The organism is Achromobacter sp. (genome assembly GCF_057314935.1).
Genome location: NZ_DBHKZA010000009.1, coordinates 1 through 13,291 on the forward strand (window position 1 = coordinate 1; position 13,291 = coordinate 13,291).

The 13,291-nt window shown below is 66.4% G+C and carries 11 protein-coding genes; 1 reads left to right on the plus strand and 10 read right to left on the minus strand.

Features of this window, described 5'->3' with window-relative positions; genetic code table 11:
- Positions 1-827: 827 nt before the first annotated feature.
- From ACO6D5_RS04955 to ACO6D5_RS04990, 8 genes are all read right to left on the minus strand, one after another.
- Positions 828-1,958, minus strand: coding sequence for a M20 family metallopeptidase (locus ACO6D5_RS04955; protein ID WP_315139716.1), 1,131 nt, complete (start codon positions 1,956-1,958; stop codon positions 828-830).
- A 39-nt stretch (positions 1,959-1,997) separates the two neighbouring features.
- Positions 1,998-2,903 (minus strand): prolyl oligopeptidase family serine peptidase, encoded by a 906-nt coding sequence (locus ACO6D5_RS04960; RefSeq protein WP_006227260.1) that lies wholly within the window; start codon positions 2,901-2,903, stop codon positions 1,998-2,000.
- Positions 2,903-3,913, minus strand: a complete 1,011-nt coding sequence (locus ACO6D5_RS04965; RefSeq protein WP_315846952.1) for an oligopeptide/dipeptide ABC transporter ATP-binding protein — start codon at positions 3,911-3,913, stop codon at positions 2,903-2,905. The genes ACO6D5_RS04960 and ACO6D5_RS04965 overlap by 1 nt, the downstream gene beginning before the upstream one ends.
- Positions 3,910-4,893, minus strand: coding sequence for an ABC transporter ATP-binding protein (locus ACO6D5_RS04970; RefSeq protein ID WP_315846951.1), 984 nt, complete (start codon positions 4,891-4,893; stop codon positions 3,910-3,912). Before ACO6D5_RS04970 ends, ACO6D5_RS04965 begins: the two co-directional genes overlap by 4 nt.
- 214 nt (positions 4,894-5,107) lie before the next feature.
- Entirely contained in the window at positions 5,108-6,025 is a 918-nt protein-coding gene (locus ACO6D5_RS04975; protein ID WP_088591027.1) for an ABC transporter permease, read from the minus strand.
- 6 nt (positions 6,026-6,031) lie between these two features.
- On the minus strand, positions 6,032-7,009 hold the full coding sequence (locus tag ACO6D5_RS04980; protein WP_169271512.1) for an ABC transporter permease: 978 nt from the start codon (positions 7,007-7,009) through the stop codon (positions 6,032-6,034).
- Between the two features lie 45 nt (positions 7,010-7,054).
- The gene (locus ACO6D5_RS04985) at positions 7,055-8,686 is read right to left on the minus strand and encodes an ABC transporter substrate-binding protein (RefSeq protein ID WP_485824760.1); all 1,632 of its coding nucleotides are present in this window, start codon (positions 8,684-8,686) and stop codon (positions 7,055-7,057) included.
- 98 nt (positions 8,687-8,784) lie between these two features.
- Entirely contained in the window at positions 8,785-9,756 is a 972-nt protein-coding gene (locus ACO6D5_RS04990) for a M14 family metallopeptidase (RefSeq protein ID WP_485824761.1), read from the minus strand.
- 180 nt (positions 9,757-9,936) lie between these two features.
- On the opposite strand from ACO6D5_RS04990, the gene ACO6D5_RS04995 reads away from it, so the two are divergent.
- Positions 9,937-10,857 (plus strand): LysR family transcriptional regulator, encoded by a 921-nt coding sequence (locus ACO6D5_RS04995; protein WP_035214047.1) that lies wholly within the window; start codon positions 9,937-9,939, stop codon positions 10,855-10,857.
- Positions 10,858-10,968: 111 nt separating this feature from the next.
- On the opposite strand, the gene ACO6D5_RS05000 is transcribed toward ACO6D5_RS04995, so the two are convergent.
- Together ACO6D5_RS05000 and ACO6D5_RS05005 are read right to left on the minus strand one after the other, a co-directional pair.
- On the minus strand, positions 10,969-12,582 hold the full coding sequence (locus ACO6D5_RS05000) for an ABC transporter substrate-binding protein (protein ID WP_006227252.1): 1,614 nt from the start codon (positions 12,580-12,582) through the stop codon (positions 10,969-10,971).
- A 408-nt stretch (positions 12,583-12,990) separates the two neighbouring features.
- Positions 12,991-13,224 carry a hypothetical protein gene (locus tag ACO6D5_RS05005; protein ID WP_006227251.1) on the minus strand — a complete coding sequence of 78 codons (234 nt, stop codon included), beginning with the start codon at positions 13,222-13,224 and terminating at the stop codon, positions 12,991-12,993.
- Positions 13,225-13,291: the final 67 nt, after the last annotated feature.

Sequence of the window (13,291 nt, forward strand, 5' to 3'; positions counted from 1 at the left end):
GCCCACGATTGCGGTCCGGAGCCTTCGCTCCGGACTGCCCTCTCGTCATCTTCGTTGCGGCCTACGGCCGCTGCCTTCAGATTCCCTCGGGCGCATCAAGGTTGCGCGCCACCCCCCGACCCCGCCGACGAGCTGCGCCGTCTTGGTTCGCGCTGCCAGGTTCCCGATTACTGACGGGATTTGCGTCGCCCGCCTCATGCGTCCGCGCGGGCGGCCGCATTCGGCATACGCATTGTCGAAGCGTCGGAGCAGTGATCGCTTGCGCGCCGGTGAAGAGCAGCTTGCTAATGATCCCCGCAGTCACGGGGTGGGGTGGAGCGACGGGTGGCGCGCGGCAGAGAGCTGTGTGCGTAGCCAGACCTGCGCGCGCGCCACCCGTCTAACAGGGAGACTGTCGTGTGGGCTGGCACTGACGCTCATCTGCCCTAAACGACGCGAGAGAAGAACTCCCACAACGCCACCCACACGCGAAGCGAACTTCACCACGACGCAAGACGATGCGTAAGCTCCCAAAGGCCGCCCGCGCGGCCGGCCGGGAGCGGGCCCCGCAAGATCCTCCACCACTCAAAATTGTTGACGAGAACGCAAGTACACGATTCTCCCCGGCGGCGATGGAATTGCAGCCACCAGAGCCCGTCGGGTTGGCGGCCTGGGGCGCGAGGGGCGTCGATAAGCCCGAGGGAATCTGAAGGCAGCCGCCGTAGGCGGCAACGAAGATGACGACGGGGCAGTCCGGAGCGAAGGCTCCGGACCGCAATCGTTGACCCTCGTGCCCCAGGCCGCCGACCCGATGGGCGTCTAAAGAACGCCCATCCGCCACAAAAAAACTACGCTAATTCCCGAAGCAACAATTCCCAGAACTTCAACCGCTGCTCCAACGTCGACACCAGAATATATTCATTCAACGTATGCGCCCCGTCGCCGTCGGCGCCAAGACCGTCCAGCGTCGGAATCCCCATCGCCGACGTGAAGTTCGCGTCGCTGCCGCCGCCGGTCATCGGCGCGTCTTCCAGCAGGAAACCTGCCCGGTCCGCATAGCCTTGCACCAACGCCAGCAGGTCTGCCGCGGCTTGCGTCTTCACCATCGGCGGACGGTTCAGTTCCACGTTGATGTCCAGTTCCACATCCGGACCCACCGCGCACAATTCGCGCATGCGGCGCAGCACGTCTTCCGCGGCTCCCATGTCCGGCACGCGGAAGTCCACCACGCAACGGCACAGGGCCGGCACCGTGTTGGTGACCGTGCCGCCGGCGATGGTGCCGACGCTGACCGTGATGCCGCGGTCGTAGTCGGTCATCGCTTCCAGCGCCAGCACCTGGTGCGCCATTTCGCGGATCGCGCTGCGGCCCTTTTCGTGCTGCATGCCGGCGTGGGCCGGACGGCCCTTGACGTTCAGGTTCAGCATGCCCGTGCCCTTGCGCGCGGTCACGCATTTGCCGCCGTTGGGACGGGCCGGTTCGCAGACCAGCGCGTACTTGGCGTTGGCGGCGAAGCGCTCGATGTGCACGCGCGATGCGTGGCTGCCGGTTTCTTCGTCGGGCACCACCAGAAAGTCCACGGGCAGCTGCGTCGCGCCCGGGCGCGCCACGCCGGCCAGCGCCGTCAGCGCCAGGTAGATGCCGGCCTTCATGTCATAGCTGCCGGGGCCATAGAGGCGGTCGCCGTCGATGCGTACCGGGTTCTCCAGCAGCGTGCCGACCGGATGCACCGTGTCCATGTGCGCCAGGATCAGGATGCCGGGGCGCGTGTCGCCGGGGGCGCGGTTGGTGGCGTACAGCAGCGGGCCCGTGGTGGGGCCCAGCGACGACAGTTCCACCGTCAGGCCGGCGGCCGCCGCGTAGTCGGCGATGATGCGCGCCATCGCGGCGATGCCTTCCGGAAAGTTCGACGGCGATTCGCATTGCAGCCAGCTTTGGATGCCGGCGACGATCTGTTCAGTGCTCTGAGTGTTGGACATGGCGGTATCGGTATTCAGCAAGGGGAAGGAAGAGGGCGGTCAGGCGACCTGCTGGCCGGCCAGGCGGGCCAGTTCGGCGGCATCCGGCATCTTGCCGTCGAACCACAGGCTGGCGCACACGGCCGACATGGCGCGGCCGTCATGGCCGATGCCGGGCACCACTTGCAGCGTCCAGCCGAACGGCACGCCGCGGCGTTCGGCTTCTTTCTTGCCGAACTCGTAGTAGTTCTGCGCACGGGCGAAGCGGTGCGGGCCCTGGCGCATGGCGGCCGGCTCGGACGGCAGGTTGGGGTCGTCGGTCGCGATGTCCTGATCGCCCGCCAGGATGGTCATCGGGTAGGCCAGCAACTTCACCAGATGTTCTTCGGTCAGGCCGACGCCGTCCATGCCTTCCGGGAACGGGAAGTCGAACGTCGGCAGCGTGTACCAGCCCGGGTTGCCGGCGGCGACGGCCTTGAACGGCGCATGCGACTGGCTGCTCATCAGGCGGTGCACGAACTGGCCGCCGGCCGAATGGCCGAACAGGTAGATGTTCTGGCCGTCGGTGATTTCGCCGTCGATCATGTCGCGGATCACGTTGCCGACCAGCGCGTAGGTCCAGCCGTCGATGTGGCGCGGATTGCCGCCGGCCGAGAACACGCGGCCGTTGTTGTAGCTTTCGACGCCGGGCCAGATCTCGTTGGAGAACGTCAGCGCCACGATCAGCAGCTTGTGCTTGTCGGCGGCCTCGACCCAGAAGTCGCGGTATTCGTCGCCGTTGCGCAGCACGCCGTGCTGCACGATGACGACCGGGCGATCCGGCGTGTAGCCGTAAGGGCGGTACGTCTGCAGCTTGAACGGACGGTCGGAGTTGCGGTCTTCATCCACGTACAGGATGGCGTTGCGGCCCGCATGGCCCATTTCAATGGCGATGCGGTCCACGTTGGACATGTCGGAGGGTTTCATCAGGCGCTCGCTTCATTCAGGTGACAGGCCGACCAATGGCCCGCCGAGATTTCTTTCAGGACCGGCGCCTGCTCGCGGCAACGCGGCATGGCGTGGGGGCAACGGGGGTTGAACGTGCAGCCCGGGGGCGGGTTCAGCGGCGACGGGATTTCACCCTTGATCGGCGTGAACTTGCGGCCGCGGCGGGCCACGTCCGGCACTTCGGCCATCAGGGCCTGGGTGTAGGGGTGGTTGGCGCGCGCGAAGATCTCGGCTGCTGTGGAGATCTCCACGATCTTGCCCAGATACATGATCGCCACGCGGTCCGAGATGTGCTTGACCACACCCAGGTCGTGGCTGATGAACAGGTAGGTGAAGCCGTGCTGTTCACGCAGGTCCATGAACAGGTTGATCACCTGCGCCTGGATCGACACGTCGAGCGCGGCTACCGGTTCGTCGCAGACCAGGAACTTGGGCGCCACCATCAGCGCGCGGGCGATGCCGATGCGCTGGCGCTGCCCGCCCGATATCTGGTGCGGGAAACGGTCGCGGTATTCGGCGTCCAGGCCCACTTCCTTCAGGGCCTGGTCGATGCGGGCCGGAATCTCGGCCGGCGGGGCCAGCTTGTGCACCTTGAGCGATTCGCCCAGGATCTGGCGCAGCCGCTGACGCGGGTTCAAGGACGCCTGCGGGTCCTGGAAGATCATCTGCACGCCCAGCGTGTAGGCCAGCTTTTCAGCGCCGCGCAGGCGCACGGCGTCCTGGCCCTGGTACAGCAGCTCGCCTTCGCTCTGGCGGTGCAGGCCGGCCACGACGCGACCGAGCGTGGACTTGCCGCAGCCGGACTCGCCCACCAGACCGACCACTTCGCCGCGCTTGATGGACAGGTCCACGCCATTGACGGCATAGACCGTGCGGCGGTCGATGGGGCGGCCGGTCAGGGCCAGGATGCGCTGGGCCAGGTCTGGACGTTGCTCGAAGCGCTTGTGGACGTTCTTGAGCTCGATGACGGGGGTATCGGCTTGGCTCATGCTTCTCGTGCCTCGCGGGCTATCGGCACGTAACAGCGATAGCTGCGCGGACCTTCGGTGGTAACGGAGGGGGCTTGTTCGGTGCACCGCGGGATGACCTTGGTGCAGCGCGGGCGGAACGCACAGCCCGAGGGGCGGCCGGCCAGGCTGGGCGCCATGCCGTTGATCTGGTGCAGGCGCGCGCCGGGCTGGGTGGCGCCGGGCATCGAATCCAGCAAGCCCTTGGTGTAGGGGTGGCGCGGCGATTCCAGCACCTGTTCGACCGGCCCGCTTTCAACGATGCGGCCGGCATACATCACGGCCACGCGGTCGGCCAGTTCGGCTACGACGCCCAGGTCGTGGGTGATCCAGATCAGCGCCGTGTTGTGCTCGCGGCAGATCTCCTGCATGCGGTAGAGGATCTGGCCCTGGATGGTGACGTCCAGCGCGGTGGTGGGCTCGTCGCAGATGATCAGGTCGGGCTTGTTCAGCATGGCGATGGCGATCGCCACGCGCTGGCGCATGCCGCCCGAGAATTCGTGCGGATAGCTCTTCAAGCGCTTTTCCGGCGACGGGATGCCGACCATCGCCAGCGCCTCGCGGCAGCGTTCTTCCGCTTGCGCGCGCGACACGTTTTCGTGCGTCAGGATGGCTTCCATCATTTGCTCGCCGATGCGCAGCACCGGGTTGAGCGTCATCAGCGGGTCCTGGAAGATCATGGCGATGCGGTTGCCGCGCAACTGGCGCATCTGCTCTTCCGAGAGCTTGCGCAGGTCGGTGCCCTTGAACTTCACTTCGCCGTCCACGACTTCCCCGGGCGGGTCGATCAGACCCAGCAGCGAGAAGCCGGTGACGGATTTGCCTGAACCCGATTCGCCGACCAGGCCGACGATCTCGCCGCGGCGCACCGTCAGGTCGACGCCGTCGACCGCCAGGTAGGCGCCGGCTTCGGTATGGAATGCAGTGCGCAGTCCACGCACATCAAGAAGGGTTTCGCTCATTTCATTTGTCCATGACGCTAGGCGCCGCGCATGCTGCGGCTCTTCCCCGATCGAGGCGCCGCGGATCCGGCTCCGCCGGTCCGCAGGCGCGCCCCCTTGAAGGGGGAAGCGCGCAGCGCTTCCGGGGGTGGGTTTGTCCGCGCGGAGCCGGCTTCGCCGGTCCGCAGGCATGCCCCCTTGAGGGGGAAGCGCGCAGCCGCTTCGGGGGTGGGCGTCATCGCTTGGGGTCCAGGCTTTCACGCAGGCGGTCGCCCACGATGTTGATGGAAAGGATCAGCACCAGCAGGGCGATGCCCGGGAACAGGCTGATCCAGTAATCGCCCGACAACAGGTATTGGAAACCGTTCGAGATCAGCAGGCCCAGCGACGGCTCGGTGATCGGCACGCCGACCCCCAGGAAGGACAGCGTCGCTTCCAGCGCGATCGCGGTGGCGATCTGGATGGTGGCGAACACCATGACGGGGCCCAGGCAGTTGGGCAGCAGGTGGAACACCATGATGCGCCAGGCCGGAAAGCCCAGGTTGGCGGCCGCTTCCACGTATTCCTTGCGGCGTTCCTGCAGGGCGCGGCTGCGCATGATGCGGGCGTAGTGGCCCCATTGCACCAGCACCAGCGCCAGGATCACCTTGTCGACCCCGCGCCCCAGCACCACCAGCAGCACCAGCGCCACCAGGATGGTCGGGAAACCCAGGATGAAGTCGACGATGCGCATCAGCACGGTGTCGACCAGGCCGCCGACATAGGCGGCGACGAGGCCGACCGCGCCGCCGACGGCGGTGGCCAGCACGACGGCGGACAGGCCCACCATCAGGCTGATGCGCAGGCCGTACAGGATGGCGCTGAGCATGTCGCGGCCCTGGTCGTCGGTGCCGAGCCAGGCGATGCTGCCGTCCATCAGCGCCTGGCGCGGCGCCAGGCGGCCGTCCATCAGCGACAGGTTGGCCAGGTCATACGGGTTCTGCGGGGCGAAGTACGGGGCGAAGATCACCAGGACCACCAGGATGGCCAGCGCGATCACGGAGCCGCGCACCGTGGGGCGCGCGCGCAGTTTCTTCAGGATGGAGGCGCGCTGCGGCGTCTCAGCCAGGGGCTGGACGGTGCGGGTGCGGCCGGGATTGGGAGAGTTAGCCATGGCGGATTATTGAGCGGGGGTCACGAGCTGCACGCGCGGGTCGAGCGCGGCGTACAGGATGTCCACAACCAGGTTGATGACCACGAAGATCAGGGTGACCAGCATCACGTACGCGACCACCACGGGGCGGTCCAGCTGGTAGACGCTGTCGATCAGCAGCTTGCCCATGCCGGGCCACGCGAACACGGTCTCGGTGATGGTGGAGTAGGCGATCAGGCTGCCGAACTCCATGCCGATCACGGTCACGACCGGGATCAGGATGTTGCGCAGGATGTGGCGGCGCACGATGCGGCCGGGCTTGACGCCCTTGGCGCGCGCGAACTTCACGTAGTCCTGGCTGCGGGCCTCGACCACGCCGGAGGCGGTCAGGCGCAGCACCAGCGCGATGTTGGCCAGCGCCAAGTTGATGGCCGGCATGATCAGGTGCGACCAGCCGTCGGCCGTCAGGATGGACAGGCGCACGCCCAGCACGGTGACGGTGTCGCCGCGCCCGGTGGCCGGCAGCCAGCCCAGCCAGACGGCGAACAGCAGGATCAGCATCATGCCCTGCCAGAAGTTCGGCAGCGAAAAACCCAGCACGGACGAGGCCATGATGCCGCGGCCCAGGTAGTCGTCACGGTACAGGCCGGCGACCAGCCCCAGCGGGATGCCGATCACACAGGTCAGCATGATGGCCACGAAGACGAGCTCGAACGTGGCGGGGATGCGTTGCACGATCAGTTCGACCGCGGGGATGCCGTGCACGAAGGACGTGCCCAGGTCGCCGTGCAGCGCGCGCCACAGGAACCCGGTGTATTGCTGCCACACGGGCAGGTCCAGGCCCAGGCGGGCGATCATCGCCTCGCGGGCGGCCTGGCTGGCTTCGGGGCTGACCAGCAGTTCGATCGGATCGCCCACGGCATACACCGCGAAGAAGACCACGACCGAAACGGCCAGCAGTACGAACAGACTCTGTATCAGTCTGCGCAGGATGAACAAGGCCACGTGATGATTTCCTTGGTGGGCTCAGGGTTTCTTGGCGCCGCGTGCTTACTTGGCGGGTTTGGCCGACATGGCCAGGGTGTACTGATCGGCCCGGCCTTCGTAGGCCAGCCCCTTCTTGAACGCCCAGATGCTGCTTTCAAAGTGCAGGGGGATGCTGGGCAGGTCGGCCAGTGCAAGGGTCAGGGACTGTTGCAGCAGCTTTTCCCGCTCGGCCGGGTCCACGGTCACCAGCGCGCGCTTGAACACGCCGTCGAACTCGGGGTTGTCGTAACCGCCATAGTTGCTGGTGCCCAGGCCTTGCGCTTTGTCGAACCGGGAAACCCAGTATTGTAGGAAAGACGAGGCTTCGCCGGTTTCGGACGACCAGCCGCCCATCGCGAAGCTGAATTCGCGCTTGGCGCGCTTGGGGAAATACACCGACCGCGTCATCGCGTCGACGGTCGTCTTGATGCCCACGCGCGACAGGTACTGCGCGACGGCCTGCGAGATCTGGGCGTCGTTGATGTAGCGGTCGTTGGTGGACGAGACGGCCAGTTCGAAGCCGTTGGGGTAGCCGGCTTCGGCCAGCAGTTTCTTGGCGCCTTCCGGGTCGTACTTCAGCTCGGGCGGATGGGGCAGCGTGCCGAACATGCCGTCGGGCAGGAACTGGTTGGCAGGGGTGGCCGCGCCGTCCATGATGCGCTCGGCGATGGTCTTGCGGTCGATCGCCATCGAAATGGCGCGGCGCACGCGCACGTCCTGCAAGGGGTTCTTGCCGTCGGCGGCCTTGACCGTGGGGCTGGGGCTGCGGGCCACGTCGAACTGGAAATACACCACGCGCACGGACGGCGTGATCACGTAGCCGTAGCCCGGGGTTTGCGAAATGCGCTTCACGTCGCGGGCGGCGGGGTTTTCGATCAGGTCGAAATCGCCGGCCAACAGGCCCGTCAGACGCGGGCCCGCCGCCGGCACCGGCACCAGCTTGACCGCCGGCCAGGCCGGCTTGTCGCCCCAGTAACCGTCGTTGCGGACCAGTTCGATGGCGGTGCCCTTCACGTAGGACTTCAACGTGTAGGGGCCGGTGCCGATCACGTCGCGGCCGCCGTTGAAGTCGGCCACCGTGGGCCATGGGCCGGTCACGCCGCACTTGTTCTTCAGGTCGAAGGTGATGGGGCCGTGCAGGACGATGCCGCTCCACAGGATGGCGGTGCGGGTCAGGTCGTTGGGCAAGAGCGGATAGGGCTTGTGCGTCTTGATGACCAGCGTGTTGCCGTCGCGCGCCTGCACATCGGCGAACTTCTGGATGACGGCGGGGTACGAACCGCCGATGGACTGTTCGTTGTTCATCACGCGGCAGAACGTGAAGATCACGTCCTGCGCGGTGAAGGGCTGGCCATTGGAGAACTTCACGCCGTCGCGCAGCTTGAATTCCCAGGTGGTGTCGTCGACCGCCTTCCAGGCCGTGGCCAGGCGCGGGATCAGGTCCATCTTGGCGTCCTGCCCCACCAGCGTCTCGAACATGTGCGAGGTCATCGCATCATTCGGCGTGGCCTGATGATAGTGCGGGTCCATCGACGTCGGTTCGGACGACAGGCCGATCTTCAGGGTGGAAGGCGGGGTCTGGGCCTGGACGGCCGCCGTACAGGCGGCAAGCGTACAGGCCAGCAAGGCGCTGCGGGTGAATACCTGGGCTGACATGTTTTTCCCTAGTTGTTATGGGTAGTGCCGGTCGTGCTCGTCGTGCCGAAGGGCGCCTCTTGGGCGGGCGCTCCCTCGTGGTGAATCAGGGCTGCGGATCAGGCGATAGGCTGGGCCAGCCGGACGACCGTCACGCCGGGCCGCAGGTTCGCGGTGGACGGCATGATCAGCACGCAGTTGTCGTAGGGGGTGGCGACGGGCTCGCCTTCGGACCAGCCAATCACGGTGCCGGCGGCCGCCAGCGTCTCCAGGCCCTTCCAGGGCTCGGCGAAACGGAAGTCGGCGCTCTTGGCGGCGACCGCATGCGTCACGCGCAGTGCGCGCTGCGCCGGGGCGCCGGAGGCGACCCAGCCGGCGGGGATGTCCTGGGCATCGACCGTGCCGGCTTCCAGCAGGAAGCGCGCCATCTGGTCGACGGCCACGCCGCGCGCTTCGGGCGCGCCGTGAAAGCCGCATTCGATCAGCAGCGAACGCGTGCCGTTGTCGCCGGCTTCGCCGAAGCGGCCGTAATCGCGCATGCGCACGCCGGCGGCATGGCCGGCGTCGGCGATGATGGTGGCGGGGTTGCCCAGCGAAAGCGCCAGGTCGATATTGCGCTGTTCCATGCCGGTCAGCTGCAGCGGCACGTCGGAATTGCTCATCGAATGGAAGTCCAGCAGCCAGTCGGCCTGTTCCACCCACGGGCGGATCTCTGCGGCGCGGCGGCGCTCCTGGCTGATGGGCAGGCCCAGCTTGTCGTCGCTCCAGACGCGGTTCATGTCTTCGTCGACAAAGCGCGCGGGGGCGTAGTTGGCGGCGTCGAAACGGTCGAACGCGGCCAGGTTGCAGAACGCCAGCGTCAGCGAACCCCGGCGCGGACGCAGTCCGGCGGCCAATGCTTCCTTCAGTGCCCAGGCGCCGCACAGCTCATTGCCGTGGATCAGCGCGCTCAGCATCACCCGTTTGCCCGGCACGCCCGAATCGAAATGCCAGACGCCCGGCGTATCCGTGTTGCCCAGGCGTTCGGCCGACAGGTCGGGACAGGCAAGCAGGAAAGGGCGCGGACGGGGCGCGGACGAGGACGTGGGCATGGGAACTCCGATGAAGCGAGGGGATTGTATAGGGGTTGGGGCCAGGCGAGCTTCATTCGCGCACCGCGGTGTTGCGGTCCCCGCGAATTCTAGGAGTTTGGCAGCTTTCTCTACAATTAGAATATTTATCGGCAGCTTTGCTTAAAAGGCAAAGGTCTGCGCCGGCAGCGAGGCTTGAGCATGCACGGAATCGCCCTGAAGTACTTTCTGGAGGTTGCCCAGGCGGGCAGCCTGAGCGGCGCGTCCGAGCGCCTGCATGTGGCGGTGTCGGCGATCAGCCGGCAGATCGCCAAGCTGGAAGAGGAAGCGGGCGCGCCCCTTTTCGAGCGCGCCGCCCGGGGCATGGTCTTGAGCCCGGCTGGCCAGCTGCTGCTGGCGCACGCCCGGCGCACCATGCTCGAGGCCGAATCGGTCCTGCAGGAGATCGCTGCTGCCCGCGGCATGGCGCGCAACGAGATCCGGGTGGCCGCCGTCGAAGGTGTCGCGCGCATCTTCGTGCCTTCGGTGATGGCGCGCTTTCACCAGGAGCGGCCGAACATCCGCTTTGACCTGTTCGTCGGATCCCCCGCGGAGGTGAGCCGCCGGGTAGCCGAAGGCGGCGCCGATCTGGGCATGACGTTCATCGCCGAACGGGTAAACGGGGTCAGCGTGCGGTATTCGCGCCGCGCGCCCGTGCACGCGGTCATGGCGTCCAACCATCCGCTGGCCGGCCGCCGCAGCGTCAGCCTGCAGGACCTCAGCGATTTTCCCCTGGCGTTGACGGGGGCGGGCACCACCACGCGCCAGCTCTTCGAAATGGGCTGCGCGCTGGAATCGGTGCAACTGGATCCGGTGCTGACCTGCAACGATTCCTCGCCCCTGCACGGTTTCGTGTTCGGCACGGATGCCATCATGCTCAGCGGCTATATCTCGGTGGCGTGGAGCCTGCGGCGTGACGAACTGGTGGCCGTGCCGATTTCCAACGCCGAACTGCAATCGCGCACGCTGCAGATCCAGGTGATGCCGGGGCGGGTGCTGCCGCCCAAGGCGGAGGCGTTCATCGAGCTGCTGTCCCGGGAGCTGGACCAGGCGCTGGCAGCCGGCCCGGCAGGGCGGCCATAAGGGGCGGCCATCAGGTGTGGTCATACGGCGTGCCCCCGGCGTCGGCTCGCGTGGCGGGGCGAAAAAAACGGCTGCCCGAAGGCAGCCGTTCTGTCGTTCAGGCGGACCTGATTACTTCTTTTCGGGCGTGACCGAGGTGGCCAGCGTGTACTGGTCGCGGCGGCCTTCGTAGGTGATGCCCTTGCGGAAGGCCCAGATGCTGCTTTCGAAGTGCAGCGGGATCAGCGGCACGTTGTCCAGAGCGATCTGAGTGGATTCCTGCAGCAGCTTTTCACGCTTGGGCGCGTCCACCGTCACGATGGCCTGCTTGTACACCTTGTCGAAATCGGCGTTGGAGAAGCCGCCGTAGTTGCTGGTGCCCAGGCTGTTGGGGGAATCGAGCGACGCGACCCACAGCTGGAACAGCGCCGAGGCTTCACCCGTTTCCGCCGGCCAGCCGCCCATCGAGAAGCTGAACTCGCGCTTGGCGCGCTTGGGGAAGTAGATGGAGGCCGTCATGGCGTCCACGTTGGTCTTGATGCCGACGCGGGCCAGGTACTGGGCCACGGCCTGGGCCACCTGGCCGTCGTTGACGTAACGGTCGTTGGTGGACGACAGCGTCATTTCAAAGCCGTTCGGGTAGCCGGCTTCGGCCAGCAGCTTCTTGGCGCCTTCCGGGTCGTACTTGATTTCCGGGGCCTTGGGCAGCGCGCCGAACATGCCGTCGGGCATGAACTGGTAGGCCGGGGTGGCCATGCCGTCCATGATGCGGGCGGTGATGGTCTTGCGGTCGATGGCCATGGAAATAGCCTTGCGCACACGCAGGTCCTGCAGCGGGTTCTTGCCGTCGGTCGTCTTGACGAACGGGCTCGGGTTGCGGCCCACGTCCGGCTGGAAGAACACCAGGCGGGTGGACGGCGTGGCCACGAAGCCGAACTTCGGGTTGTCCTTCAGGCGCGGCAGGTCGCGGGCGGCCGGGTTTTCGATCATGTCGAAGTCGCCGGACAACAGGCCGGTCAGGCGCGGGCCGGCGGACGGCACCGGCACGAACTTCACTTCCTTCCAGTAGGGCTTCTCGCCCCAGTATTGCTCGTTGCGGACGAGTTCGATGCCGGTGCCCTTCACATACGACTTCAGGGTGTAGGGGCCGGTGCCGATGGCGTCCTTGCCGTTGTTGAAGTCGGCCACGGTGGGCCAGGCGCCCGTCACGCCGCAACCCTTCTTCGGGTCGAACGTCAGTTTGCCGTGCTCGACGATGCCGTTCCAGACGATGGGCAGCGAACGGGCCAGTTCGGCGGGCATCAGCGGGAAGGGTTCACCGGTCTTGATGATCACGGTGTGCGCATCCGGCGTCTGGACGTCGGTGATGCGCTTGGTCATGTCCATGTAGGACTGCGACACGTTGGTTTCGTTGTTCAGCGTGCGGCAGATCGTGAACAGCACGTCTTCAGACGTGAACGGCTTGCCGTTGGAGAACTTGACGTCGTCGCGCAGCTTGAATTCCCAGGTCAGGTCATCCAGGTTCTTCCACGACGTGGCCAGCTGGGGCGTCAGTTTCATGTCGGCGCTGCGGCCCACCAGCGAACTGTAGACGTGCGCGGAGAACGCGTCGTTCTGCGTCATCTTGTGATAGTGGGGGTCTGCCGAAGTGGGTTCGGCCGACAGGCCGATCTTCAGCGTCTGGGCTTGGGCGGCTGCCAAGGGAATGGCGGCGGCCACAAGGGCCAGGGTGGTGCGCAACTTCATGGTGACAACTCCGGATGGATAACGAACCGGATCGAGCCTGTGCAAGAACCACCGGGCGGGCCGGGCGGGCAGCAGGTGCCGGCCGGGGGGCTTACGGTGTTTTGGCGCCAGGCACGACGGCAAGGGGCCGATTATCGGTAGGGGCTTCGCGCGCTGTCAATGAAGAACGGCGAATCGGGCGCTAGGGAAAACGCCGAGAGGAGGGGTGCGGCAGCAGGGCCGGGAGGGCGTCGCGGGGGCTCCCAACAGCATGAAGGGGAGCCGGCGCGGCGCGATGGCGCCGGTGAGGGGCAGGCGCCGGAGTCCGCCGAACGGGGTGCTTGGACCGGCCAAGCAGGCCGTTGCAACGGCAGCGCGCCGGGCTGAATCGCGGGAGATCGGTCGCGATTCAGTCCAGCGCAGCTGGTCTTACCACTGAGAGCCGGAGAAGCGCGAGCTGGCGGCGCGGGCCTTGTTCATCGATTCGTTCACTTCGTCGATGAAGGCAAACACGCTGGCGACAGCGGCCATCACGGTTTGGCCAGCCTTCTTCAGGTTGGTCAGCGGGTGGGAATTCGGTTGGTTCTCGAGAGCGCCGCGGAGCAGGTCGCGCTCCAGCGCGTCGGTCAGGCGGGCAGTGCTATTCAAGGTCAGTTCGCTCATGGTCTTCTCCAGTCCGTTTCGTCTTGGGGTAAACCATTATAGGGATAACCCTAAATTAAAAGCAACG